At 47.8% G+C, this 26,310-nt stretch carries 22 protein-coding genes; 13 read left to right on the forward strand and 9 right to left on the reverse strand.

Annotated elements, in window-relative coordinates; all coding sequences use genetic code 11:
- The first annotated feature begins 58 nt into the window (after positions 1 to 58).
- A complete protein-coding gene (locus LEPBO_RS0109020; protein WP_017287232.1) occupies positions 59 to 514 on the forward strand; it encodes a hypothetical protein in 456 nt (151 codons plus the stop codon).
- Positions 515 to 549: 35 nt separating this feature from the next.
- Here LEPBO_RS0109020 and LEPBO_RS36565 read toward each other — a convergent pair whose 3' ends face one another.
- Together LEPBO_RS36565 and LEPBO_RS0109030 are read right to left on the reverse strand one after the other, a co-directional pair.
- A complete protein-coding gene (locus tag LEPBO_RS36565; RefSeq protein WP_017287233.1) occupies positions 550 to 1,803 on the reverse strand; it encodes an O-antigen ligase family protein in 1,254 nt (417 codons plus the stop codon).
- A gap of 7 nt (positions 1,804 to 1,810) precedes the next feature.
- Positions 1,811 to 2,653 carry a YaaW family protein gene (locus LEPBO_RS0109030; protein WP_017287234.1) on the reverse strand — a complete coding sequence of 281 codons (843 nt, stop codon included), beginning with the start codon at positions 2,651 to 2,653 and terminating at the stop codon, positions 1,811 to 1,813.
- An 81-nt stretch (positions 2,654 to 2,734) separates the two neighbouring features.
- On the opposite strand from LEPBO_RS0109030, the gene LEPBO_RS0109035 reads away from it, so the two are divergent.
- Positions 2,735 to 3,757: an NAD(P)/FAD-dependent oxidoreductase gene (locus tag LEPBO_RS0109035; protein WP_017287235.1), complete on the forward strand. Its 1,023-nt coding sequence runs from the start codon at positions 2,735 to 2,737 to the stop codon at positions 3,755 to 3,757.
- Between the two features lie 334 nt (positions 3,758 to 4,091).
- Here the strand turns inward: LEPBO_RS0109035 and LEPBO_RS0109040 are convergent, their stop codons facing one another.
- The 3 genes from LEPBO_RS0109040 to LEPBO_RS0109050 all read right to left on the reverse strand — a co-directional run bounded on the left by LEPBO_RS0109040 (position 4,092) and on the right by LEPBO_RS0109050 (position 8,653).
- Entirely contained in the window at positions 4,092 to 5,735 is a 1,644-nt protein-coding gene (locus LEPBO_RS0109040) for an iron uptake porin (protein ID WP_017287236.1), read from the reverse strand.
- A 154-nt stretch (positions 5,736 to 5,889) separates the two neighbouring features.
- Positions 5,890 to 7,296, reverse strand: a complete 1,407-nt coding sequence (locus LEPBO_RS36570; RefSeq protein ID WP_017287237.1) for a hypothetical protein — start codon at positions 7,294 to 7,296, stop codon at positions 5,890 to 5,892.
- A 151-nt stretch (positions 7,297 to 7,447) separates the two neighbouring features.
- The gene (locus tag LEPBO_RS0109050) at positions 7,448 to 8,653 is read right to left on the reverse strand and encodes a glycosyltransferase family 4 protein (RefSeq protein ID WP_071596149.1); all 1,206 of its coding nucleotides are present in this window, start codon (positions 8,651 to 8,653) and stop codon (positions 7,448 to 7,450) included.
- On the opposite strand from LEPBO_RS0109050, the gene LEPBO_RS43315 reads away from it, so the two are divergent.
- Positions 8,579 to 8,773: a hypothetical protein gene (locus LEPBO_RS43315; protein ID WP_172410448.1), complete on the forward strand. Its 195-nt coding sequence runs from the start codon at positions 8,579 to 8,581 to the stop codon at positions 8,771 to 8,773. The two genes, LEPBO_RS0109050 and LEPBO_RS43315, sit on opposite strands and share 75 nt — an antisense overlap.
- A gap of 10 nt (positions 8,774 to 8,783) precedes the next feature.
- Here the strand turns inward: LEPBO_RS43315 and LEPBO_RS0109055 are convergent, their stop codons facing one another.
- Positions 8,784 to 9,695 carry an IS982 family transposase gene (locus tag LEPBO_RS0109055; RefSeq protein ID WP_026148520.1) on the reverse strand — a complete coding sequence of 304 codons (912 nt, stop codon included), beginning with the start codon at positions 9,693 to 9,695 and terminating at the stop codon, positions 8,784 to 8,786.
- Between the two features lie 138 nt (positions 9,696 to 9,833).
- Here LEPBO_RS0109055 and LEPBO_RS36575 point away from each other — a divergent pair, with 138 nt between their 5' ends.
- From LEPBO_RS36575 to LEPBO_RS0109075, 4 genes are all read left to right on the forward strand, one after another.
- Positions 9,834 to 10,046, forward strand: a complete 213-nt coding sequence (locus LEPBO_RS36575) for a hypothetical protein (RefSeq protein WP_017287240.1) — start codon at positions 9,834 to 9,836, stop codon at positions 10,044 to 10,046.
- A 435-nt stretch (positions 10,047 to 10,481) separates the two neighbouring features.
- Positions 10,482 to 11,192, forward strand: coding sequence for a response regulator (locus LEPBO_RS0109065; RefSeq protein WP_017287241.1), 711 nt, complete (start codon positions 10,482 to 10,484; stop codon positions 11,190 to 11,192).
- A gap of 530 nt (positions 11,193 to 11,722) precedes the next feature.
- Positions 11,723 to 15,943, forward strand: a complete 4,221-nt coding sequence (locus LEPBO_RS39915; protein WP_081614728.1) for a PAS domain-containing protein — start codon at positions 11,723 to 11,725, stop codon at positions 15,941 to 15,943.
- Between the two features lie 202 nt (positions 15,944 to 16,145).
- Positions 16,146 to 16,466, forward strand: a complete 321-nt coding sequence (locus LEPBO_RS0109075) for a cupin domain-containing protein (protein ID WP_017287243.1) — start codon at positions 16,146 to 16,148, stop codon at positions 16,464 to 16,466.
- Here LEPBO_RS0109075 and LEPBO_RS0109080 read toward each other — a convergent pair.
- Positions 16,461 to 17,156: a Crp/Fnr family transcriptional regulator gene (locus LEPBO_RS0109080; protein ID WP_017287244.1), complete on the reverse strand. Its 696-nt coding sequence runs from the start codon at positions 17,154 to 17,156 to the stop codon at positions 16,461 to 16,463. The genes LEPBO_RS0109075 and LEPBO_RS0109080 overlap by 6 nt on opposite strands.
- Before the next feature lie 74 nt (positions 17,157 to 17,230).
- Between LEPBO_RS0109080 and LEPBO_RS0109085 the strand changes: the two genes are divergently transcribed.
- Entirely contained in the window at positions 17,231 to 18,043 is an 813-nt protein-coding gene (locus LEPBO_RS0109085) for a YwiC-like family protein (RefSeq protein ID WP_225885707.1), read from the forward strand.
- Positions 18,044 to 18,179: 136 nt separating this feature from the next.
- Positions 18,180 to 20,240: a sensor histidine kinase gene (locus LEPBO_RS39920; RefSeq protein ID WP_017287246.1), complete on the forward strand. Its 2,061-nt coding sequence runs from the start codon at positions 18,180 to 18,182 to the stop codon at positions 20,238 to 20,240.
- 97 nt (positions 20,241 to 20,337) lie between these two features.
- On the opposite strand, the gene LEPBO_RS0109095 is transcribed toward LEPBO_RS39920, so the two are convergent.
- Positions 20,338 to 21,795, reverse strand: coding sequence for a mechanosensitive ion channel domain-containing protein (locus tag LEPBO_RS0109095; RefSeq protein ID WP_017287247.1), 1,458 nt, complete (start codon positions 21,793 to 21,795; stop codon positions 20,338 to 20,340).
- Between the two features lie 377 nt (positions 21,796 to 22,172).
- Between LEPBO_RS0109095 and LEPBO_RS0109105 the strand changes: the two genes are divergently transcribed.
- The 3 genes from LEPBO_RS0109105 (at position 22,173) to LEPBO_RS0109115 (ending at position 24,287) form a co-directional block, all read left to right on the forward strand.
- Positions 22,173 to 23,243, forward strand: a complete 1,071-nt coding sequence (locus tag LEPBO_RS0109105; protein ID WP_197693283.1) for an alpha/beta fold hydrolase — start codon at positions 22,173 to 22,175, stop codon at positions 23,241 to 23,243.
- A gap of 39 nt (positions 23,244 to 23,282) precedes the next feature.
- Positions 23,283 to 23,714, forward strand: coding sequence for an EamA family transporter (locus LEPBO_RS0109110; protein WP_017287249.1), 432 nt, complete (start codon positions 23,283 to 23,285; stop codon positions 23,712 to 23,714).
- Positions 23,715 to 23,831: 117 nt separating this feature from the next.
- Positions 23,832 to 24,287, forward strand: coding sequence for a hypothetical protein (locus tag LEPBO_RS0109115; RefSeq protein ID WP_017287250.1), 456 nt, complete (start codon positions 23,832 to 23,834; stop codon positions 24,285 to 24,287).
- A 72-nt stretch (positions 24,288 to 24,359) separates the two neighbouring features.
- Here LEPBO_RS0109115 and LEPBO_RS45590 read toward each other — a convergent pair.
- Positions 24,360 to 25,105, reverse strand: a protein-coding gene (locus LEPBO_RS45590) for an IS1 family transposase (protein WP_455565126.1) whose coding sequence is annotated in 2 segments (ribosomal slippage) — positions 24,360 to 24,850 and positions 24,850 to 25,105 — 747 coding nt in all. Because the reading frame shifts where the segments join, the coding sequence is not laid out codon by codon here.
- A gap of 233 nt (positions 25,106 to 25,338) precedes the next feature.
- On the opposite strand from LEPBO_RS45590, the gene LEPBO_RS36590 reads away from it, so the two are divergent.
- Positions 25,339 to 26,028 carry a hypothetical protein gene (locus LEPBO_RS36590; RefSeq protein ID WP_017287251.1) on the forward strand — a complete coding sequence of 230 codons (690 nt, stop codon included), beginning with the start codon at positions 25,339 to 25,341 and terminating at the stop codon, positions 26,026 to 26,028.
- Positions 26,029 to 26,310 lie beyond the last annotated feature (282 nt).

A 26,310-nucleotide genomic window follows, 5' to 3' on the forward strand; every position in this document is an offset into this window, starting at 1 on the left:
CCTTGTAGACACCCCTGACTTGCATCGTTCCCTTTGAGATGATATCGAGAGTAAATTAATGCTGCACTTGGCGCAAGTTCAAAAAAAAGGCTATCTAGGCAAGGCAGGATTGCGCTTATTGGCTGCTCAAAAGTCTGAGCATGTTTGGACGAGGCTCCCGGAAGAAGAAACGGTTCTTTCGGCTGAAGCCAATACGTATGCGGATGGCTTGCTAGTTTTGGTTGAGATTTCGAGTAGCAATCAGATTTTAGATATTCGCGAAGCGAAAGATTGGGTGCTGGAGTTGGTTCAGCGCTATCTAACGTATGGAATTACGCCTGCATTTTTGCAGCAGGAGACAGAGCGGGCGGAACAGTGGCGGCAGTCTTTGACGCTGGAAAGCCAGGAGTTGGCGAGACGAGCGATCGAGCTTGAGGCGAGACGCGAGCAGATTCAGGAGTTGGAAGAAGAACTGAAGAACGAGAAGAAACAGTTGGAGATGTTGATGTCACAGGTGAGGGCGCAGCAGGAGTAGAAAAAGTGGGGAGTAGGGGTAGGGAGTAGGCAGGTTTAAGACCCTCGCAATCTTACTCCCCACTCTCCACTCTCTTCCATCTTCCAAATCGCCGCAAGCAACACCCATCCCATCAAATTAATCCGCGCATCGAACAGGGCGATATCTAAGAAACTGAACAAGGTGCAGGCTAAAAAGGCAATCCAGAACGTGAAATAGATCGGGCGGTTTGTCGGGGAGAGTGCTTTCCAAATCCAAATACCCTGTGCCATGATCCAACCGACGAGTCCATACAACATTACAGCAGCAGGTAAACCGGATTCAGAAGAGAGCATGAGAAATAAATTATGCGGATGTCCTATCCAAAGCTGCATCTGTTCAGTGTAGAGACGAGCAAAGCTTCTCAAGCCCCAACCTGTTAGCGGTCGCTGTTCGGTCATGTTCCAGGCAAATTTCCACTGCGTCGATCTCAGTTGATTCACAGGTCGATCGCTGTACATTTGATCGTTGAGTCTTGCCCAGAAAAATCTGGGCACAATTTTGCGTAAGGGCAGTGCGATCGAGTCTGGAGCAAACGCGGCTCCTAGGATAATTCCTGTGATCGCTCCCACAGCGGCAACGATAGTTTTCCAGCCTTGATACAGGGCAAAGGCTAGACAGGCTAAAACTGCGATCGCCCAAACATTACGAGAATTGGTGAGAATGAGTCCGATTGCGTTGAGTAAAACAATTCCGATTAGGAGTTTTCTGCGCTCTTGCAGCCATAACCCCAAACTGAGAATAAAGACGATCGCATAGTAATTTGCCAAAATCGTCGCATATTCAAACACCGATGCCATTCGCCCAACAGGATTACCCCCGGCGAAAACTTTCCAAGAAATTAACCCCCACAGCAGCGAAGGCATACCACCGAAATTGAGCAGTTGCAAAATCCCGATCACAGTGACAGGGATAGAAGTGATTACCCAAATCCAAGCAATTTGCGTGAGTTGTTTTGGCGATCGAATCAGATCAGCTAGTGCTGCAAACGTGAAAAAGAACGGCAAAAAATTGAACAATCCAAGAAAAGCATTTGCGCGATCGTCTGCAAACCAAGCGGCTGCAATCATCACCAGTCCTAGAATCGCAAAGCCTCGATTGACAGGTTCACGACTTAAGCTCGAAAATTTTCTCACCCAGATTGCGATCGCAACCATCAAAATCGAAGTGCCGCCCAAAAAAGCACTAAAGGGCAGCAGAAATAATCCGATTTGCACGACATTCCAATGGCGTTGGAAATTCGGATCGGGGTGAGGCTGAAGTGCTTTCATCTCTAAACTAAATCGGTTCAAAACATTCCGATCGCGTTAAGCGAATCTGAGCCAGCGCAAAAATTGTTGGGATGACTCGTCCGTAATTCGTCGCGATCGCTCTCCATCCCAAATCCGCTAAAAACCAAGCCCAAAGCGCTGATCCGACAAAGGCAAATGCTGCACGAGATGCTGTATATCGCGCTGATGCCATCGTCATTCCGCGTCGAGCTAGCTGCATCGAAACCTGAGTTTGAATCTGAGTTGCCGCAGCAATTCCGCCTTGGGTGATCGCTTGTTGTGCCACTTGATAGCGGGCAAAATGCAGCGCAAACTGGCGGGCGATATGTTGCAGTAGGAGCGGCTGAAGAACAGTATTCACCGCTAAAGCGCTGCCACCTTTAACCACGAGTGACATCGGATTCTTTTGTAGAGACAGCGGCAAATCTGCAACAAAATCAGTTTTCGATAAAGTATTCTGAATACGGTTCGTTAAAGCCGTTTGTTCTGATGCAGGCAATTGCTTCCAAGCTCGGTTTAATAAACTGAGAAAAACTTCTGCTTCTAAGTCTGTCGTAGACATTGAGGCTGAATAAGGCAATTTCAAATATCGGCAGACCTGGATGAGTACTTGGCGATAGCTCACTTGCCCAGTTTTGCGGCGCAAGACCGTGATGCCATCGGCAGCGAGAAAGCGGAAACGATCGTCGATCGCATCAAGCCAGTCTTCTCGACACAGGCTTTGCAAATCGATCGGATCAGGAGCATTGACATAATCGAGAGGATTGAATTTGGGACGAAACAAGATTTCAGTCAGTTCGCGCAGTTCATCATCTGTTGCTAATTCCAATGCGGCTCTAAACTCATCCACTGGTTACTTTCCTCCCGATGCAGCGTCAAGATTCATTCTACCTAAGCAAGACGGTACTTCGGAATTTACGGTTTCATCAATATGTTAGATTCTCAATTTGAAATTGCGATCGTCGGTGCAGGTATGTCTGGTCTCACCTGTGCTCAAATGTTGCACCAAGCCGGGTATAAGGTTGTCGTGCTGGATAAATCGCGGGGTTTGGGCGGACGCATGGCAACGCGCCGTCTCCACGGAACTCATGCCGATCATGGCGTGTGTTATCTCAAGCCGAAGTCGGATGAGTTTCAGAATTTATTGGATCAGCTAGTCGATCGTCAAGTTAGCCGAGTTTGGACAGATCGAATTCACGAATGGGTAGACGGGCAGATCCGCGCTCCTGAATCTCAAGCAGCTTGTTATGTTTCGCCAACGGGAATTTCGGCGATCGCGAAGTTTCTCTCGGCTGGTTTAACGTTAAAGCTGAATCATCGCGTGACCGAGATCAAACCAGGTTGGCAATTGCACTGCGAATCAGGCGAAACAATTTCGGCTCAGGTCGTGGTGATCGCGATCCCGGCTCCACAGGCGGCACAGTTGTATGAATGGGACAAGTTAAATCAGGTTGAGTATTCGCCCTGTATTAGTGCGATCGCGGTTTATCCAGCAGAGCGACAGAGTGAAGTTGAGCAATTGCCGTGGAAAGCATTGATTTGTGCTGACTCGGAGTTGGGATGGATTGGATTAGATAGTACGAAGCAGATACATCCGGTGCAGCCGGCAGTTGTAGTTCAGAGTAATGCAGCATTTGCAACTCGGTACTTAGAAGATCTAGATCTTCAGAAAGTTGGGGAAAGGTTACTAGAACGAGCGTCTGAGGTCGGATTGCCTTGGTTAACGAGTCCTGAAGTGTTGCAGGTGCATCGGTGGCGGTATGCTTTTCCGATCCAACCGTTGCCGGAGTCGTTTCTGGTTGCAGATACCGAGCAACCGTTAATGTTTACGGGAGATTGGTGTGGGGGAAATCGGGTTGAGAATGCTTTTCAGGCGGGAATGGCGACGGCGCGTGAATTGAATCGGAGGTTGGAAAATCGATCGTTGGGAGAGCGATTTTGGTGGCAAATATAGGCTTGGCGTAGAACCTAAGTAGATGGGCGTAATTAATAATCAGTTCGGCAAGTTTTCTCGCTTCGTTGTTCACCCGCCCCGGAATGAATTCGGGGCTAACGGTGCGAAGTCCGCTCTGGGACTAACAGCCCATGAAAACGCCTTCTTCAGTGGGTTTCAACCCAGTTCGCACGGTTAACCCGAACTTCCAGTTCAGGGCGAGACGCAAACGAGAGCGACGATCTTTCAATTAATTGCATCTCCCTACTTAGTTGTCATTTTGCGGAGTGGGGAGAACCTAGATTCAGATTGCTCCCTATCTCCCCATCTCCCTATCAGAGAGAGCAGTCTCGCCTTAGAACGTGAAAGTCGTTCTAATCGTTCCAATCACAATGTCATCATTGCGATTGTCATGGTTTGGAGCTGTTAACCAGATGATCCCAGGCGTGATTGCAATGTTGTCAGTGAGTTGATACTGATAGAAGCCTTCGATGTGCAGAGAGGTATTGCGATCGCGTCCGATTGCTTGTCCAAATGTGCCGCTGCTACTCGACACTCTCGGCTCCATACCTACGATGATGCCAGCTAAGCTTCCCTTCTTGAGAAAATCTGGGAATGCGAGCCCTGCCGACCAGTTCCAAATGTCCAAATCGCCTCGATTTCCAGGCTGCAACGATTGAGCATTCGTATAGCCGACAGACCCATTGAAAACAACCTGCGGCGTAATTTGGAAAGAAGCTGAAATTCCGTACGCATTCGCAGATGTTGGAACTTCATCGGCAAGGAAACCATTCTCAGCGAGCGATCGGAAGTTTGCGCGGGTACTGCCGACTGCGCCATTGCCAGAAAAATCGACATTGTAAGCATGAATGTAAGTGAGTCCAATTCCTAATCGCTCACTGGGGCGGAAGGTCAATTGTGCTAGCGCGCCATAAGAGCCATTAAATAGACCATTTCCAGGCGCAGGAGAACTAGGTTCACCCGCAAGATAGCCCAAGCTTAGTTCTAGAGCATCGCTAAATTTGTGGCGTACTCCAACCCCAGTTCCAGCCGCTCCATTCCCTAGATAGTAGATCGAGTTCCGAGTCCCAAAGTGGCTGAGTGCGCCTGATCCCCCATCTCCATCCAGATACGGATTGAGCGTATCGGTAAAGTCATCGATCGCACCTGCATTCGCTTCGATGACAACGGTGGTCTTTTCACCGAGGGGAAACGTATAGTTCAGAGCATCGACTCCCAGTTCGTTGTTTTCTCCACCTGCAAAGCGCAGTGCGCCTTCATTGGTCAGGGTGTTGCCGTTGATGCCTGCGGGCAGAGCAGAAAGATTCGCAGCTTGGAGGCGAGTTCTCAAGATGTCGCGCCCAGTAAAGCTGGTATCGAAGTTGAGACGAACCCGATTGCCGACGATCGTATTGCGAGACACGCGATCGACAACTTCATTACTTGTTCCCGTGACTGGATCGAATTCTCTGCGAATAAAATCGCGCCCTGCTGCGACTCCAGTAATGCCAAGCACCACTTCTGCATTGAGTTTCGTGGTCGTTGAGAATTGCTGTTTCTCCAGCGTGGAAGTTCGAGCTTCGAGCGAATCGACGCGTCCGCGCAAGGTTGCCAGTTCTGCTGCAAATTCTTCTTGCAGCTTTTGTAACGTGGCTAAATCTTCTTTTTTCACGAGATCAGCGGTTGCTGCTGCGATCAGTTCGTTCACACGATCGAGACAAGCATTCAGTCCCGCTGCAAATTCATACCGCGTTAAAGCCCGATTGCCGCGATAGGTACGATCGGGATAGCCTGCAATACAGCCGTAGCGTTCGACTAAGGATTGCAAAGCTTGGAATGCCCAATCTGTCGGGCGCACGTCGGAAAGTTGGGAAACCGAAGTGACTTGATTGAAAGGTTCTTGGGCAGTCAATTCTGCCACTTCAGCAGCCGTTGCACTCGTTGCAATGCCTAAGCTTGCCGCAACCACCAGGGAATGAACGAATAAAGATTTTGTCATGGAGCTAAATCTCACACCACATCAGTAACTTTCTGATAATAAATCTCATTGTCAACAAGATTACGATCGATGTGATTAAATTTAAGCTTTTATTTAGGACGATGACAGCTTGTAAAACTTATCAGATGCTACTAAAACTTGAGAATATTCTCATCTATATTTTCTTGTTTTGAGAAGTTTTAGCTGGTTCATCGGCGGGCATGAGGTTGCCGAACGTCATCGCGTCCAGTTGGTTGATCATCTTGAGGGTTTGGGCACGGCGGGCGCTCGAATCGAGGGGTTGATTTTTCAGCCACGCGATCGCATTGGGTTTGCCCTGCTGAGTTGCCATTCTCAGTGCGCCCCACATCTGTACTTCGGATCGCGACGGATTAAATTGAAGCGCTGCATTAATTCGCTTTTGAACGCGTCCGGGATCGTATTTGAGCACATCTAGCACTTCAGGATGATCGATCGAGGATTTTTCCATCACCTGAGCGGCTCTGTCCCAGCGTCCATCCAGCAAGTTTGCTAGGATTTGCTGGCTGACATTTGCCCAAGGTTGATCGGCTTGAGTTTTGGTAATTTTCGCATGTCGATCGATCAAATCCATCTGAGCTTGAGCCGCAGGAGTCCAGGCTGACCCGACTCGACGTTTGACCGATTTCAAGTATTCCGAGGCATTTGACCACAATCCGCTGCGTGCGAGAAAGAGTGCATCGGTGAAAGCTCCATTGGCGATCGCAGGTTGGCTGAGCGAAATTGGCTGGAGTTGAAAGGGGATATTTTTACGTTTGACTGATCTCAGTTGATACACCTGAAAATCGGGTTCCAATCCTACCGTTTGATTCACCACAAATTCGGCGGGTCGCCCCTTCGGGACAGCTTGCCAAGTGGGGAGTTCGCCATCCGGGCTTGTCCAAGACAGCATCGCGCTCATTGCCGTGGTTATCGGGTTGTAGTAGATAACTTGACCATATGCGATCGAGCTATCCCCCTGTTGAAGTTTGCCATTAACATTCAGCCAAATGCCGTTCTGGGGGGCACGATCCTCAAGGCGCTGCACGTTGGTAAACGGCAATTCGCGATCGGAACTAGGATTCATCGCCCGTGCGCGCACCAGTGGCTCGGTGACAAAATCTTCTCGCATCTCGCGCACTTCGATTTGATTGACGAATTGTAGTGCTTCTGGCTTGCGGGCAGTGGAATTTTTGACAAGGCGGTAAGCCCGAAGTTCGACTAAGCGATCGTCTTGATCCGCTTGTGGTCGAAAAACAGGCATGAGTATATCGATTTGTTTTGGTTTGCCTTGCTTGACAGTTTCGACTCGAACGACCTCGCCTGCATATAATCCCGCTTTTCGCAGATCGGCTTGAACTTCTTTTAGAGATTTTGGATCGTCCCACGCGCTGATGGGGATTTGTGCATCATCGGGCAAATAGCGATTCATCCATGCAACCGATTTTGGATCCATGATGAATTCTGTACTCAGCCAAATGCTGGTGACAACGCATCCTGCTGCGCTGGCGATCGCTAAAAATGAGCCGACCGATTTCCAAGGAACTGCCCCGATTTTTTTCATAGCTTCTTAAAACTGATGCGTTGTAAAAAACTGCCCTTCTTTGAATGGTATATGCGTCTCTGAGTTTGCGCGCGATTTCCTTTCTAAGAGGATGCTCTAAAGATTCTTGCCTTAGGTCTGATCTGCCCTGAAATAGAATTTTGGGTCAAAATCACCCCGTAAGCCCAGAATCTTTTGATCTGTTTAGAATCTCCTCTAAGACTTGTAAATATTGATGTCCGGCGCGTTCCCAGGTGTACTCGGTTTCAATGAGCGATCGTGCATTTTCTGAAAGTTGCGATCGTAACGCTGCATCGTCAAATAACCGGGAAATTGCGGTGACATATTCAGGGGTCGTATTGGCGTGTAATGCGCGCATTGGATGGCTAAACTGCAATCCTTCTAGCCCTCGATCACTTGATACGATCGGTGTTCCGGCTGCCATTGCTTCTAATGTTTTATTTTTGATTCCGTATCCGGTTCGCATCGGAATCACACAGACTGTTGCACAGTGTAAATGTTCAGCGATCGATTCGACCCGTCCAGTGACAAATGCTCGATCTTGCAGTTGTAAAACTTCTGAAGTTGGTCGTGCGCCAACTAGAGATAAGGTGGTATCTGGATATTTTGCTTGTACTTGCGGCAGGATTTCCAACGTGAGATATTTTGCTGCATCAATATTGGCTAAGTTATCCATCGCACCAATAAAGATCAGGTGATGTCCGCCTGGATCGGCTGTGCGATAAGGAAATTCAGCAAAATCAACGCCATTCGGAATGACACGGATTGCAGCGTTTGGATGAAAACTTTGAAGCTGGGTGCGATCGTCTTCGGTCGTAACGACAATGTGTGAGAATTTGCTGCAAAAGCGTTTCTCATAGCGTTTGAGCAAGGGTAGATTGATGCGATCGCGCAGTTCATGCTCAGAAGTCCCGGTTTGCAATTGATTGCGACAAGAACCATAGACTGAACTATGCACATTGACGACTGCTTTATGCCGAAATTCAGGACGGATGTAAGCTTCGTTGACGCTGTGTTCGCAGGTGATGACATCAAATTTATCAATGTGTTGATCAATCCAGGCTTGCATCGCAGGGGAATAGTTCGATCGCACACTAGGCGGCGTGCCTTCCATGAGAAAATTCGCGAATCGTTGCAGTTTATTTGAGCGATCAATAGGTTTGTCAAAAACGACTAATTCACTGACATGTTCTCGCAGTGCAGCAATGTCCGCATCGCTCACATCAGCACTTCGTTGAGTGAGAACGGTAACGGAATGAAAGTGATGGAGATATCTCAGTAAATGGAAAGTTCGTACCTGAGTTCCGCCTTTGGTGGGGGGATAGGGGAACGTGGTCGAGAGCATGAGGATGTTCATGGGGCAAATGAAACGATCGCGACTTTCTCGGTATGCCCAAAAGTTGCGATCGGGTTTCTAGGTGGATCTGCGAAAAATGCGCTGCATAACTCGATCGAGCAAAGCGTAAAAGAGACGTGAGTTCGACACGCTAAAAGATGGCAGGAGGCAAAGCAGGCAACCCTTTCGGTTGCAAATCGAGCGACGGTAACTTGGGCTGATAGGTGTAAGCAATCAACCCGGCCATCAGGTTGACCAGAAAATTCCAATAACTGCGATGACGAGAATGCTCAATCTGACAAATGTTCTTCAATTGGTCATTCACTGACTCAATGAGGGAACGCTTTCGCAGCAGAATCTTATCCATCAGCGTGACGAGCTTCTGTTTCATATTGCGCTTGCGTTTGGTGATCAGTTTCAAGCCGCGCTCGTACAGTTCCTCAAACAACTTCTGTGAGATATAGCCCCGGTCTCCAAACAGCTTGCCGAAGATGCCTTCGGTCATTTCAGCCACAGGAGCACGGTCGTCAGTATTGGCAGGAGTCAGCTTGAACGCCAGGAGTTCTCCGTGTTCGTTGATGATCAGATGCAACTTGAAGCCGAACTTCCAGCCCGTTGAGCTTTTGCCCCAACCCACTTGATGTTTGAACACCTTGTGACTGTGGGCACGGGCGGGATGGCACACCTCAATTGGAGTGGAATCGACAAAGGCAATCCCCGTCATCTCGCCGCGTCGGGTCATCAGGAAGCAACACAACAGCATCAAGCACCAAGGCATCAGTTCCACAAATCGGGTGTAGCTCACCAAATTCGGAAACGCTTTGCGCCAATGCGGTAGAACGGTCAGGGTATAGAAATCCTTGAATGTCCTTGCACCAGAAGCATGAAAGGCAATCACGATGGTCATCACTTCACTCAAGCGCAACCGGGAACGACTGCGTTTCTCTCCAGGCATCGACGGCAGTTGGGGCTGGTGTGCCCATGCCCATTCAAAGGTCTGGCAGAAGTCGTCTACGTCGCAGAACAAAGCTGTCAGGTCGAGGCGCGATACGATAGGTTCCATAAGCTGAGACTCGAAAGATTTTGATTACTCTTTCAAACGTAGTCTCAGCTTTTCTTTTGCGCTACTTTCCCTCGTCGAACTCACGTTAAAAGAGAGTGGATGCCAGACCTAACGTGATCAACTCATGGAGGCAAGACAATGAAACTGCGATGGAAAACACTCTTTGTACAAGTTGCAATTTGGGCAGTCTCAGAAGTTGCGCTGACCTGTGTTGGAATTGATGACTTAGCTGACTACAGTGAATTTATTCTCGATCGCAAACAAGCCTTCATCGAAGCCATCTCAAACTCTACTCCCTTCGCAACTGCTCCTTTTCCTTTCTGTCCTAAAGTTTCTGTTCTGATCGCTTGACTGAGTAAAACCGTGAAACGTTTCGACACAAAGTCAGGAGTTTTAATGGTTTACGGTTCGCAAGATTGAAATGATTAATCCAGGCTAGATTGGACAGATGTAGCCGCTATGAGAGCTAGGTTATCTGTAGTTCACCTATCAGTGTCGATCCTTACTTCTACTTCTAGTAGGACAGCATTTGAGTTTGTAACGTTCTACATGCAAGAACTCAAAAATTGCCTCATCCCGTTAGAATCTATCGAGAGGAATAAATCTAGGTTATACCTTTAGGGGGCGGAAAGTTCTCGAAGTTCTTATCTAAAAGTCATTCTCCGGGCAGACAGAGATTCGCGCGCTCTTCCTCTAAACTTTTCTACAGATAGATCAATCAGCATTTTGAAATAACTTATTTTCTGAGGTCTACCCCTGTTTGTTGAATTCTTTGGAGATCAAGCGATGCCATCAATCCGTGTTGTTTTAGTAGAAGATCATGATCTGACTCGGTTTGGAGTCCGGGCAATGCTGCGCGAGCATGGCAACATTGAACTGGTTGGAGAAGCGCGAGATGCAAAATCGGGGTTAAAAGTAATTCAAGAGACTCATCCGGATGTCGCGATCGTCGATATCGGTCTGCCGGATATGAATGGAGTCGAACTGACGCAGCAGTTGAGAGCGATGCAAGCTGAAGCAGGTGTTTCTCCAACAAAAGTTTTGATCATGACGATGCAAGATGATCAAGAAGTTGTACTAGCAGCATTCGCAGCAGGTGCAGATTCTTACTGCATGAAGGATATTAGTGGTGATCGTTTAAGCGAAGCGGTGGCATTAACGGCAGAGGGACATGGATGGATTGATCCAGCGATCGCGAAGATTGTGCTAAAACAAGTCCAGACAAACAGCCCAACTTCAGCCCCGGCTTCAACCGTGACGATCAATCGATTGTCTGAAGAAGAAAGCCAAAGCATCTCGACTTATCCCATCACAGCTCGCGAACTTGATGTTTTGACTTTGATTGTAGATGGACGCAGTAATGCAGAAATCGCAGAGCGGCTCTACATTACCGTTGGAACCGTCAAGACTCATGTTCGCAATATTCTCAACAAGCTGTGTGTGAGCGATCGTACTCAAATTGCAGTTCGAGCATTACGCGCAGGATTAGTTCAGTAATTAATAGGAGTCGATTGAAGCTCTGAGATTGGAGCAGTGCAATGGAGACTGAGCAAATCGCATCACGCTTAGGGACAAGATACCATCGCTGATTCTATTTCTCTCTGAGATTTACTCTTCCCCCAAAGGATAGATCTGCTCCCCCATCAGACAATGCTAAATTGACCTCATCTTAAAGAAAACGCGGAAGCGAACTTAACCATTCTCTTTTAGCGATATGCCTAACCAATCCAACGGATACTCATTGTCTTTTGGATCTATATGAAACTAAACCCTTGAAAGCCCTGAGCGATTTTGCTGAGGGCTTTCAAGGGTTTGAAAGTAGATTTCAAAGTGGAGCGGATGAATGTGTATCAGTGATCACTTTTAATCTCCCCGCTTAACACAAATTATGAAGAACATTGAGCACAAAGTGCAACTCTAGAGCACCCGCTGTAAGCTGGATTTCAAAGCCACCTGACAAACCTGTAGAACCAAAACTTTTGGTCGCTACGATAATGGATTTAATTAGGTTGAGAAGGTAAACGAGGATGCGGAGATCGCGCTTGCTAGGAGCCTTAAGACGCTGGTTTTTCTCCAGCCACCACTTCCATCAACGGGTAGCACGGGCTGCTAGTCATATCACGATGTCAGTTGCCTGTCTCGTCCTCCTAGGCTGGAGCTTTGATATTCCGGTTTTGAAAGAATTCTTTCCCGGTATGAGCACGATGAAGGCAAATACCGCGATCGGGCTGCTCTTGGCTGGATTATCCCTCGGACTCCAAACTCGACAACGGTACAATTTGCGAACGATTCGAGCCGCGCAAGGCTGTGCGATCGTCGCTACCATCATTGCTTTTCTGACCCTCTGTCAGTATAGCTTCGGGTGGGATCTTGGTATTGATCAACTGCTCTTTCACGCACGACCCGATGCTGCTGAAACGTTATATCCGGGTCGGATGGGGGTGAATACAGCGATCGATCTCGCTCTGATCGGAATCGCACTTTGGCTATTGAGTCAGCCTGCCCAGATGACTGAGGAGCGCGGCAAAATAAATCGCTTGATTGTTGCTCAACTCCTTGCGATCGCGGTCGGTTTGATGTCCCTACAAGCTGTGATTGGGTATGCCTATCAGGTGCAAGTCTTTTATCAATCCCCAAGGTTGACGACCGGAATGGCGCTGCATACTGCACTTACCTTTGGCATTTTAACGATCGGAATGCTGGCACTCAAAAGCGAACAAGGAGTGATGCGATCGCTCACCAGTCCGCTCGTCGGGGGCGTTGTCGCACGACGGTTTATTCCGACTGCAATTGTGATTCTGGTCATCCTAGGCTGGCTAATTTTGCAGGGGCAAAAGGCAGGATGGTATGACTCAAATTTTGCGGTGTCGCTGATGGTGATGACGCTCATTGCTGCATCGTTGGGACTGGTGGGGCGAAATGCTGATACCCTCAACCGAATGGATCGCGATCGCAGACGATCGTTCGATCAGTTACGTTCGAGTGAAGAACGGCTGCAGCTTGCACAAATGGTGACGGAAACGGGCACTTGGGAGTGGAATGTTCAGACGGGAAAAATCGTTTGGTCACACCCTTGCTATCCTCTCTTTGGCGTTGCATCGACGGAGACAGATTTGCTGACAGCGTTTATGTCAAAAGTTCATGCCGAGGATCTGCCGACTATCCAAGCCGTTGTGCAGCAGCGAACGACACTGAATGCCGTTGAACTTGAGTACCGCTATCACCATCCAGAACGAGGATTGCGCTGGATGTTTAGCCGAGCCAGAGCCGCTTCTGATAATCCTGCACTGCTGCGCGGCATTTCGTTGGATATCACCGATCGTAAACAGGAGCAGCTAGAACGCGCCCAAACTCAGGAAACGATTTGCCGACAACTCGCCGAAATTGAGGCGATCTACGATACGGCTCCGGTTGGGCTAGGTCTTTTTGATCGGGATTTGCGCTTTACTCGGATCAATCAACGCTTAGCCGAAATCAATGGATTGTCGATCGCAGATCATCTCGGTCGGACAGTTCGAGAGATTGTCCCCGATCTTGCAGATGACGCAGAACCATTACTCTGCCGGGTGCTAGAGACGGGCGAACCATTGCTGAATCTAGAGATTATGGGTGAAACGGCTGCTCAACCTGGCGTTCAGCGAACCTGGCTCGAAGATTTGTATCCACTCCGAGATGCAGCAGGACGACCGATCGGCATCAATGTGGTAGTTCAAGAAATCACGCAGCGCAAGCAAGCAGAGATTGCGCTGCGTGACAAAGAGCAGCAGTTAGAGCAACTCAGCAACTCAATGCCGCAGTTTGTCTGGATATGCGGTGCTCACGGAGAACTTGAATATGTGAATCAGCAATGGTGCGACTATTCAGGATTGAGCCAAGAACAAAGTCATGATCAGACTCTCATTGTTAGCCATTATCATCCAGACGACCAAGCCTCTGCCTCCGCTCAATGGGAAACAGCGCTAGCAACACAGCAACTCTTTGAGTTTGAAGGACGATTACGATCGACAGAAGGCATGTATCGCTGGTTTTTAATGCGGGCAGTGCCCGTTTTCGATGATCGTCAACAATTGCAGCGATGGTATGGCACTTCGACTGATATTCACGATCGCAAACTGGCTGAACTCAACGATACCTTCCTCAATCATCTCGATGCTCAGTTGCGTCAGTGCTCTGAGCCAGAAGCGATGATGTGGGAAATTGTGAGTTGTTTAGGTCATTATCTCAACGTCGATCGCTGCCTGTTACATAGCGTTGATTTAGAAGCGGGAATCACGACGATTCGGCAAGATTGGCGGCAAGCAGATCTCGAAAGTATCGCAGGCGTTTATTCACTGTCGGAGTACATTCCGCCAGAGATTATCCAGTGCTATCAAGCGGGTCAGTCCCTTGTCGTTGACAATGTGGAAACGCACAGCAGCACGGTGCCCATTGCTCATCATTTGCTGGAGCGGCAGATTCGGGCTTTGATTGGAGTTCCCTGTATTGAGTCTGGGCGTTGGGTCGCATCGCTGACGGTGCATTCCCGCGCGATTCGAGAGTGGCGATCGGATGAGGTCAGACTCTTGCAATCTGTGGGAGCACGTTTTTGGGCGTTGATTCGGCAAACGCAAGCCATGCAAGCTCTGCGAGAAAGCGAAGCTCGATTTCGCACCTTGGCAGATAACATTGCTCAACTCGCCTGGATTGCAGACGCGAGTGGTTCAGTTTTTTGGTACAACCAGCGATGGTTTGAGTACACCGGGATTACGCTCGAAGAAATGCAGGACGGGGGGCGACAGGTTGTGCAACATCCCGATCACATCGAGCGGGTGACTCAGCGATTTCGCCACGCAATTAAAACGGGTGAAGTCTGGGAAGATACGTTTCCGTTGCGGGGTCAGGATGGACAATACCGATGGTTTCTCTCTAGAGCCATTCCGATTCGAGATGAGCAAGGCAATATCTTGCGTTGGTTTGGTACCAATACAGACATCACCGATCGTAAACAGCTCGAAGATGTCTTAGCGGCGCAAACTGAAGAACTCATGCACACCAATCGGCTCAAAGATGAATTCCTGGCTGCGCTGTCTCACGAACTCAGAACGCCACTGACTCCAATTTTGGGATGGACGCGGCTGATGCAAGATCACAAGCTCAACCCTGCGAAAACGGCTGAAGCACTCGACATTATTCAACGTAGCGTCAAACAGCAAATTGCTTTAGTCGATGATCTCCTCGATGTCTCTAGTGTGATTCAAGGCAAACTGCATCTGAAATTACAGCCATTAGATTTAGCAAATGTCGTGGCTCATGCGATCGAGACGGTGCAGTTTACCGCTCAAGCCAAACGCATCGAAATTGAAGTGGATAACACTGCGGCGTTGCCTGTGCTTGGAGACGGTGATCGCTTACAGCAAGTCTTCTGGAATCTGCTCAACAACGCTCTGAAGTTCACGCCCGAAGACGGACGCATCAAAGTCGAGTCATCGATTTTCATTCATCGAAATGGGATTCGTTCTGCTCAAGTTCGCGTCATTGATACGGGAATTGGGATCGCGCCTGAGTTTTTGCCGCATGTGTTTGACCATTTTCGACAAGCAGATAGTAGTTCATCCCGCCGATTTGGTGGGTTAGGATTGGGGCTGTCGATCGTCCGGCATTTGGTGGAACTGCACGGTGGTACAGTCAGTGTCGAAAGCCCTGGAATCGGACAAGGCACAACTTTTATGGTGCGATTTCCATACCACACGAACTGTTTGCAGTGCAGCGCACCGAATGATCTAGCAGATCTTGCCCCGATGCCTCTTAACGCATCTCCAGCGATCGCGCCTGTTATTTCAGCGCCAGCCGAAGTCCTCGCTTCAGAAGTTCAACCGAGTGCTAATCTCACAATCACTTTAAAGGGACTGCATATTCTGGTCGTGGATGACGATCAAGACAATCTAGAACTATTGCGCTTTTTGCTGGAAGAATATGGTGCGATCGTGACTGCTCAACTTTCAGCGATCGATGCGCTCGACTTCCTCTGCCAAAAACAACCCGACCTGATTATCAGTGATATTGGGATGCCTCAAGTGGATGGTTTTGAATTTATTCGCCGCGTGAGATCGCTGCCACAAGCCAGAGAAATTCCCGCCCTAGCACTCACGGCATATGCTCAGATAGAAGACGAGGCGCAAGCGATTTCATCCGGTTTCCAGGGGTTCATTACGAAGCCAATTGATCCGCTGGAATTACTCTCAAAGCTGATCCGCTTGCTCAAGCCTTAACTCTCTTGAAAATATTGCTCAGAATGAGCTAGCTCATAGAAACTTTTCTCAGCCTGCGGCATAGTAATAGTCAACCGCATTCATGTTGCGGAGTGGGACGTAGAGGAATGGGGGGAGCCTAGACTCGGATTGCTCCGTATTTCACCACTTCTCCACTTCCCTATCAGATTGATTGTAATGAACGAGTAGAGGAACATAGATCATGGTGACAACTTCAACCCATTCTCCATCCTTTAGCACTCAACTCAAAGAGTGGATTGATTACAGCAAACCCGGTGTGACTCGAAAAACGATTGTCAAAGATACCCAACCCGCGATCGCGCTCTTGTGTTTGACAGCAGGAACTGAGCTTGCCGAGCATACGGCTCCGCGCACGGTTTCGCTGGTGGTGATTGAAGGGCGGGGCACATTTACCCTAGAAGGACGCGAAATCGTCATGGAGCCTGGGGTATTGATTCACATGTTGCCGAATACCCGTCATGCAGTGCGAGCCGAAGAAAATCTGGCATTTTTGCACCTATAGCTCAACTTCGCCATGAGCAAGACTGTGTAAGGCTTGTTGATTGAGAATGGTAATTTTTCCGCCTCGACGGTAGGAGACAATCCCCTGCATCTGTTTAAATAACCGAACGCATTCTTCGTAAGTAATGCCAATTCTTCGAGCCATGTGATAGTGAGATTGCAGATTAACCTCAGTTTCCTGTGTAAGATTCATCTGCTGCTCGGTGGCAGCGTCTTGAATCAATCGAGCCAGCCGCACGATCGCTCGTTCAGACACTAAACCATGCACCGTTTCGTGGAGTTGTTGTAGACGTTGATTAAAAACTGCCATCATACTGAGGGCAATCTCTGGAGTCATCTGAATTGCTTTGAGTAAGGTTTCGCGTTTCACCGTTAGCACTTGCACTGAGCTTTCTGCAATCACCGTTGCAGGTGCAATAGCGTTACCGAACAGGGCAGGAGCCGCAAAAAAATCTCCAGTACTCAAAATCCGCAGTAGAGTTTCTTTCCCGGTCGTTGCTGTCTTTACAACTCGCAATTTGCCTTCTATCAGCGCATACAGGGTAGCAGAGAGACGATCGTTCTCCTGCATAATCATTTCACCAGCTTGATAATGCTGCACGTTTGCATCCGGTAGCAATTGAGCAGCTTGTTCTGGGTTGAGATGTGCAAATATCGCAACCTTGGCAAGTTGCTCGATCGTGGCTTTCATCGGCGAATATTCAGAGCTTGCAGCAGTTTGTCAGAATGAGCATAGCGCAACCGTTTCACATAGGAGATGATCCAGTGTCACTGTCATCTAACTTAACTTCGCCTCGATCGTCTTCGCAACAATGGTATCGTCCGACTTTTTCTCCAGAGCATGGAGTCTATGTTGTCTTGTTCGTCTCTTTTCTGACGGGCGCAGCCGCCGCACAAGCTTGGACAAACGAAACAACTTTGGCTCTCGTCTGTGCTTTTTGTGGATTTCAAGCAGAGCATCCTTGGGCGATGCAAATTAAACAGCGCAAGAGCTTGAAATTGCGCTTCTGTCTCTGGGGAAGTATTTACACGATCGCTGCAATGACGATCGCGGTTTTACTTTTGCTCAATTATTCGATGCTGCTCTGGATTTATCTGGGTGCGATCGCTGCATTTTTCATTGATGCAATTTCAGTCTGGCAGCGAGAACAAAAATCAATCTTCAACGAAGTGATCACCTTTGCGGCAGTGTGTTTATCGGCTCCGTTTGCCCTAATTGCTACGACTGGGACTCTTTCGATGACAGGCATAGGATTATGGCTCCTGAATACCCTGTTCTTTGCTGGCACAATTTTTACGGTTAAGTTTCGCAAGTCGAAAACACCGACAATTGTTCCAAGTAGTTTGTATTATGCGATCGCGACTGGAATCGTGCTTGGGCTGTGGGGGTTAGGTTGGCTTGCTCCGTTGACGGCTGCGGCATTTGTGATTGCTTTATGCAAATTTGCGATCTTGCTGGCTCAGCAAGATTGGTATCGCACTGCTCGAATTCAATCTATTGCTACACTTGAAACCATCACATCTCTTCTATTTTTGCTGATGACCTCCCTCTCGCTACTCCCGGCTCACTTGGGATAGTCGGCGCAATCGTTCCGTAAGAGAGACGCTATTTGCATCAAAGCTCCTTTTCCCGATGGATTGAGGATGCTGAGACGCGCCTTAATCTAGTAAGCATATTCCCTCAAAATGAGGTCCTCGCGCTGCTAGAGAACTTATGATATTTTCCCCGCTGCATCACACTGCTCATCTTAATTTGACGAAGCTCTTTCAGCGGGCTTCTGGGCTGAGTAGTGCGATCGTGCTCCTCATCGCTGTGCTTGTCTTACTCGGTTGGCAACTGCATCGCCCTTTGTTGACAGGAAGCTTTGCAAACGATCTTGCCCCTATGAGTATCAAAAGCGCGATCGCATTTATTGCAGCGGCGATATCTCTCGGATGCTTGCACTGGCGTTCTAAAGCTTCGCCTGCCCGTTGGATCTCGCCAGTACTGGCGATCGCTGTGATTCTGCTTGGTTTTTTGAGCTTCAGTGAAGCTGGATTGACCTGGCAGCTTGATCATATGGCGTTCTTTTTTCATCTTCAGGCATGGAGTGCACCTTATCCGATCGCGCTGAGTACTGGGCTGAACTTTGTCTTGATTGGAAACGCTCTTTTGTTATCTAGCCGACCTGAGCGAGGATTTCATCGCTTAGCTCAAGCGCTCACGCTGATCACCGCTCTCATTGCTGTCAATGCGTTACTCAACAATGTGCATCCGATTGGGTTGCCGCCTGCTCATCCTGTTTCGACGATGGCACTGGCAACCGCATTTACGTTTTTAGTGTTGAGTGCAGGAATTCAGGCGTTGCACTTAGATGAAGCAGTAATGCGGGTGATGCAGATTAGTGATGGGTCGAGTGAAGGCATGGTGTGCCAACTGCTGCTCGCCGCGATCGCGCTCTCGGTACTCGAAGCATTCGTGACCTTGTGGGGACAACCTCAAGCGCCAGGAGATACTCTGTTTCATTTGTCATTTCTGACGATTAAAACTGCCTTAATCTTTACGCTGCTCGTTGGCTGGAGCGTTTCACTGCTTACTCGTATTCGTCAAGATTATCAGCAGGCGGAAGCCGTGGTTGAAGATCATGAAACCTGGGTAGAGCTTGCACAGGAAGCGGCTCACTTGGGGCGATGGAATTGGGATATTGCACAGAATCAACTGCAATGGTGTGAGTACCAAAAGCAGCTATTTGGCATTGCCTCTGAGAGCTTTGAGGAAACTTATGAAGCATTTCTATGCTGTATTCATCCCGACGATCGAGCTTTGGTGCAGCACCATCTGAATGATGCGATCGAGATGCAACAAGACTACTACGACGAGTTTCGAGTCGTTTGGGGCGATCAAAGTGTGCATTGGATTGCGTCTAAGGGACGCTGTTTCTACACGGCAAAAGGGCGATCCGTCCGCATCAGTGGCGTGAGTTTTGAGATTACAGAACATCGGCAACTGCAAGAGGAGCGAGATCGCTTATTTCGCTTAGAACAAACTGCCCGTGTCCGCGCAGAATCTGCCAATCGCATGAAAGATGAATTTCTCGCGATTTTGTCACACGAAATTCGCACACCGCTCAATTCTGTACTCGGCTGGATTCACTTATTGCGATCGCGATCGCTCAAGCCTGATACGGTTGCGCAAGGCATTGATGCCCTCGAACGGAATGCCGAAGCCCAAGCCCAAATCCTTGAAGATCTACTGGATATGGCGCGACTGGCGCAAGGTCGGCTCCAGTTACAGCTTTCTCCAACTCGGTTAGCAAGCGTGATTGAAACAGTAATTCGCACGATTCGCCCGGCAGCCCAAGCGAAACGAATTCACATTCACACGGATTTTGATCCCCAAATCGATCAAGTCCTCTGCGACCCAAATCGAATGCGGCAGATTGTATGGAATCTGATCTCGAATGCCGTGAAATTCACGCCTGCTGAAGGGAGGGTAAACGTGACCTTAACCCGAGTGGATGACGGTATTCAAATTCAAGTCAGCGATACGGGTCAAGGCATTCATCCTGAGTTTCTGCCGTATGTTTTTGATCGATTTCGGCAGGAAGATAGTACACTCACGCGCAGTTATGGCGGTTTGGGATTGGGGTTAGCATTAGTTCGCTATCTCGTTGAACTGCATGGAGGGACTGTTGAAGCAGCAAGTCTAGGAGTCAATCAAGGGGCAACATTTACGGTGAAATTGCCTTTTAGAGACGGCATGAATCAGGGAGATTGCGATCGAGATGAGGGTTGATGTGTCAGATCTTGCAAGTTGGGGCTGTGATATGAACTGTGTCATCCCAAATTGATTTGTAGCATTGACCAATTGATTCGGTCTCAGGAGCAATGCCTCAAAGATCAAAAATTGATCGAATCCGTTTGCGAATCTGTTCAAACGTTGTTTCTTCTTTTGTTTCTTCTACGACCGCGACTCCTAAACTTCTGAGCGATTCTTGTCGCTGAGACAGCGCTTCAGCAATTTGGTCGGCTAACGTGCGATGCTGTCTCAATAAGCTATGTAGATTATCATGATCGACAACAAATAGAATCGTATCTTCGATCGTGCGGAGTGTAGCAGTCCGCGGCGTGCCGAGCAATAAAGACATCTCTCCAATAAATTCACCTGCTCGGCGGACAGCAACTTGCTGATCGATCGATTCGACGACCACTTCAACTGCACCGGACAGAATGAGATAAAATGCATCGCCTGGATCAGATTCGCGCGCAATGACCTGACCTGCTGCTAGCTTCTGACGATACCCTTTTTCAATCACCTGGCGAAGTTCTACGTCTGAACAGTTCTGAAAATAGCTCACTTTTTTGAGCAAATCTCGCAAAAGCCACCCGCCAATCGGTTGGTCAGAAGTTGTAATTTCTGGAACTGAGCCATTTTGATGCGTTTGATTGAGGAGTTGCACCAAAATTGGCAAATGGTTGAACACGATATCAGTTGGCGCTGCTTTCGTATCAATTCCGCGATCGCGAAACTCAGCTTCAATTAAAAATCGTAGTGCGCTCTGAACTGACTCCATCTCAATCGGTCTCTCGATCCAAACGAGCAGTTCAAACCGTAACATCGAATTCTCAGCATCTAACCCCTTAAAGTACACTTCGGGTAGAGGCGAGCTTAAAACGCGCGATTCTTGACGCGATGCTGCAAGTAGAGCTTCCATAACTGCTAAAGAATCGCTTTCATCCACAACAGACACGGGCAGAACAATGCGACATTCTGAGCTGCGATAGCTCCAGTTCACGACGTTATTGTCCAAAAATCGGCTATTCGGCACAATCACATATACCCCATTGATTGTCCGAATCGTGGTGCTGCGAATCGAAATTTCTTCGACAATGCCAGCTAAGTGATCGACTTCAATGTAGTCGCCAACTTTAACAGGTTGCTCAAGCAGAAGGGTAATGCCACTGACAAAGTTACTTGTTAGGTTTTGCAAGCCGAGTCCGAACCCAACCCCGATCGCACCTGCAAACACCGTCAGTGAACTCAGATTAATGCCTGTCGTTTCAATAACAATAAAAAAACCAATAATCGTGATCACATAACTCACGATCGTAGACAGCGATTCTCGGGTTCCAATATTTAAGCCAAATCCCGGAAAGACTCGCTGTTTTAGAAGCTGTTTAATTAAATTAGAAATGACCAGCACCAGAATCACTTGGACAAGCAATTCGATAACTGATCCCATCGAGAACTGCTTTCCCCCAAAAGTAAATAAATGAGTTGAGAAAAAGCTAGAAAACTCCTCAGGCAAGCCTTGCATGACGATTCTGTTGAGAAGTTCCTGAAATTCCATAAAGATTAGAGGGCTGTAGTACTGTACTTCAAAGAGAATAAATCATCTCTGCAAATGAAATATTACCGTCTTGGGGATGAATTGTGGTCGGTTCATCTTTCTGAGAGTATTTAACGTGAATTCGGGATAAGAGTTTTTGCCCCTGTGTCGATGCGAATTCCATTCGCCAGCCACCCAAACGTTAACCCGAACTGAGGTTATTTACAGTCAGGATTGCATCATTATGTTATTCGGAAAAATTGTGTTCTAACTTCAGAGGGTTACGTCTATTTCAATTGTTCTTTAAGCTCAGCACTATCTGAATCTACTACTTTAAGTAGCCGAATCCTATTATGTTCATGCCCCTCGACTTTTTACTACGTTTTTTGTCTAATTTGGTGACAGTCGCGATTCTGGGAAGTGGCGCTTATATTTTTTACGAATGGTATCAGGGTGAATTGATTAGCGATCGCTGGTTGTATCTGAGTATTGGGCTATTCGCCTGGTCATTTCTCGGCTTGCTGCCCATTTTACTTCTTCGCCGTCCTGGACGAGATGAGCCTAGTCCACTCCGAAGTGAGCGAGTTCAACGGTTACAACGACCCGATGGCAGTGAAATCAATGTTGAGTTTTATGGGTCTGAACATGCGCCTCCACTGATTTTGACACATGGTTGGGGTCCCGATAGCACGGTTTGGTATTACGCGAAAAAGCAACTTGCTGAGCAGTTTCGAGTCATCGTCTGGGATCTGCCAGGGCTTGGTAAATCTAAGAAGCCCCAGAATCGAGACTACTCGTTAGAAAAGTATGCGCGTGACTTGGAAGCAGTATTAACGTTAGTTGGGGATCAGCCTGCTATCTTACTCGGGCATAGTATGGGGGCGATGATTCTGCTAACGTTTTGCCGCCTGTTTTCTGAACATCTAGAGCAGCGAGTCGCAGGCTTAATTCTAGTCGATGGCACTTATACAAATCCTCTCAAAACAGCTTTATTGAATCGGCTATTAGTAGCACTGCAAAAGCCTTTACTAGAACCTTTGCTTTACCTTACGATCGCACTATCTCCAGTTCTCTGGGTGATGAGTTGGTTAAGCTATCTGAACGGAACAACGCTACTCACAACTGAACTTTCTGGATTTACAGGCAGAGAAACACGGGGACAGCTTAATTTTTCTAGTTTGATCGGAATCAAAGCATCTCCGGGTGTATTGGCGCGAGGAGTGCTTGCGATGCTGAGATTTGATGAAACTAATACTTTATCGACGATCGCAGTACCGACGCTCGTTGTCGTTGGTAAATCTGATATTGCGACACGCCCTTTTGCCAGTGAGCGTATGAGTACAGCTATTCCTCAAGCACAACTCAGCGTACTGTCTCCCGGAGGACATATGGTACTCATGGAGCGCAACTTACAATTTTCAGACCTGATTCGGGCATTTAGCGCATCTTGTTTAAGATTAACCACATAAGTTAAATCATTCTCTGCTCGTGTCAGAGACTATTCAGCCATGCTCAATCATGAACTCGCCTGGTTGATTCCGGCGCTTCTATCAGCCCTGTTCGCGGCATTAACTGCGATCTTCTCGAAACTTGGCGTGGCTGAAGTCAACTCAAATCTGGCAACAGCAATTCGGACGGTGATTATTCTCGCGATCGCTTGGGGCATTGTCATTCGTGAAGGCAACTTGCAACAAGTCTTGCATATTCCTCAGAAAGCCTTAATTTTCTTAGTGGGTTCGGGTATCGCAACCGGATTATCCTGGATTTTCTACTTTCGGGCGCTTCAGCTTGGCACGACTGGATCGGTTGTGGCGATCGACAAATCCAGTTTGGTTTGGGTGATTCTCTTCGCACATTTTTTTCTCGGAGAACCCCTGACGCTCAAAATATTTCTAGGAGTGCTGCTGATTATCGTCGGCACATTAGTTGTAGTCTTGTAGTAAATCATCTTTGATTCCTACTGGTTCAAAGACTCTCTTGATGTTAGGATAACAGGTCGCATTGCCCTAGCACGCTCTGTCGCTACACCTTGAAAAAAATAAAACAATTTAAATCTTATGATCACGCAAACAAGGACAGCAATTCCGCATCCGGTGAAAATCATCATTCTCTGGCTTGTTTTCTTGCTCGGGCTGCTCTTTCATACTGATCTTGGATTGATGCCACTTTTCCATGACCTGAGTGTTGCTGAATCTCAGGCGAAAGATATCGCAGAGGTTACACCAATTTTTTGGGCAATGTTAGGCTTTTTTGTCTTGCCTATGTTCGCGATCGTTGCGACTCTGTTTCTGGATTCAAAACGCTATCGGAAACTCCATTTTGGCTTCACCATTCTCTACACGGTATCGAATTTCTTGCATTTACTCGCAGATTTACTCGTGTCGCCAATTCTCTGGTATCAGATCTTCCTCATGCTGATTTTATTTGTGCTGGGATTGTTGATCAATTTAGTATCGTTTCAATGGATGAAAGAGCAAAATCACAGCCAGCCTTGGGAAAATCGAGCCGCGTAAGTGTCGTTCTCCAAAAACTGAGAACATCACATTTCAGTCATTTGGTAGTGTTCTAGATGTGTGGGCATAACGTTATACTGCTCGCCCGAACTCATGACGATTGATGAATAATCCAATCACAGTATCATGCATCTTCTCAGTCTTGGAAAAACAGATCGTCTTTCTGGCAAGCCGCTTGATCCGAGTTCTCAAAGTTAGATGTTTCCGCTCAATGCGCTGTGTGTTGGCTTTGCCAACCGTATGGTGCTGCTCATCTAGCAATCGCAAGTAAGCTCCCCAACTATCGGTGTAAAACCGTTGAATCGAAAAAGGAGCTAACAGTTGCTGAAGTTGCTTAAGAGCTGAGTCTTCATGGGTGGCTAGCACATAGGCAAGGACTTTTCCAGTTTGATGGTCAATCGCGTGCCACAACCATCGTTGATGCTGCTTTGACTCGACAAAACTCCACATCTCGTCCATCTCCGCCGCCTCGACTCTGACGACCATGACTGCAGTGTTATCCGGTTGGTGCTGTTCGAGCAGACTTATGTTTACTTGTTCAAGTTGACTTGACTTTTTTTCAGCGTTTCAATCACAGTCGTTGGGCTAATCTTCAACACTCTGGCGGTATCACGAATACCACTGCCGTTGATTGCCATGTCGCTGATTTGCGCTTTGACTTCAGGCAGTCGTCCTCGATAGCTAAAGTTCAAGATAAATGATCGTCTCGAACACTCTAAGTTACGGCAACAATACCGTTGTTTTCCAGCAGCACTGCGACCATGCTTAACGACATCCACACTCTGGCAATCGGGACATTGAACAGGTTCTAGGACCATCTCGACTCAGCCCTCTAACACATCGTTTTCATTCTGCCATATATCCACATATCTAGAACACTACCGTTGAATTAAACAAAAAGCCTTGCAATTTCCAATGATTCGATCGTTTCAACATCGCCCCTAAATTGTTCGGTTCCGTATCGCCTTTTATTCGGAGATCCCACTAATCGTGCAGAAATCGCCGATAGCAGACAGGGGAATCTTCGATACATAGAGTTGAAGCATACGTAATGTGTAACGCATGGAATCATCCGCCAGACTGTAGTTGTGGTTGGGGCGGTGACACAGGTGGTGGTAGCGGTGGATTCTCTCGATCGAACACTTCTTTTAATCTATCATCACCGCTTCCGCAGTCATCAACCTACAAAGCCACGCTTCAAAGAACACTCAGCCCGGAATTGAGATCCGCAGAGACTAAACGTACTTCTTGTTGGTGGTGCGGTGCATTGGTTTACTATCACACAAATGGCTATGGTGATTCGGTTTTGTTTGATGATTTGGGGCATCCCTGGCAAGTTCATCATTGCTGGCTAGAGCATCGCAAGAAGCAAAAACAAAAGTCTAATAGTCTCGATGATCATACACGGTTGAAGCTTGCCATCTTGGTCGGAGTCATTCAGCGCATGACTTTCCTACCCGATGAATACTCGGTCGCTCATGAGATGCGAATTTCGGTGTCAGAACTCAGAAATGGTTATGGCGATTTCTACTACGTTGATCGACAAACGCAAGCGATGATTATCTCTTGTAAGTTCACTGGGGAAAGCAGCTATGCAGCACCAAAAACCCGGCCGAAGCTTGAAATTCTCGAAATTAGAAGACCGATAACAAGAACCAAACCCGCGCCACCGAAGAAGAAAGGTAAACCTGCGCCACTAAACAAGAAAAACAAGAAAGGTAAACCTAAGAAGTCCGATTGATATCAGGATTAAACGACGAATGAAATCGGCAGCACTAGAGTTTGCGCTACCAATTTCATTCGTCATGTTCTATTCCCTCTTCCTCCTATCACTTGCGGGTAGTACGATCGGTACAGAGATGTCTACATCAACATTCACATTCTTCTGCAAATGATAGTCAGTGTAATAACTGACCGTAAGTGACACAAGAGACGGGAGCAGAAAGTATTTAATTGTTGAGAGCATGAAGTTGCCCAAATTCACAGGGCTTTCCGTCTAACGCGCAGACAATCGGTAGGCTTT

The organism is Leptolyngbya boryana PCC 6306 (assembly GCF_000353285.1).
Taxonomy (GTDB): domain Bacteria; phylum Cyanobacteriota; class Cyanobacteriia; order Leptolyngbyales; family Leptolyngbyaceae; genus Leptolyngbya; species Leptolyngbya boryana.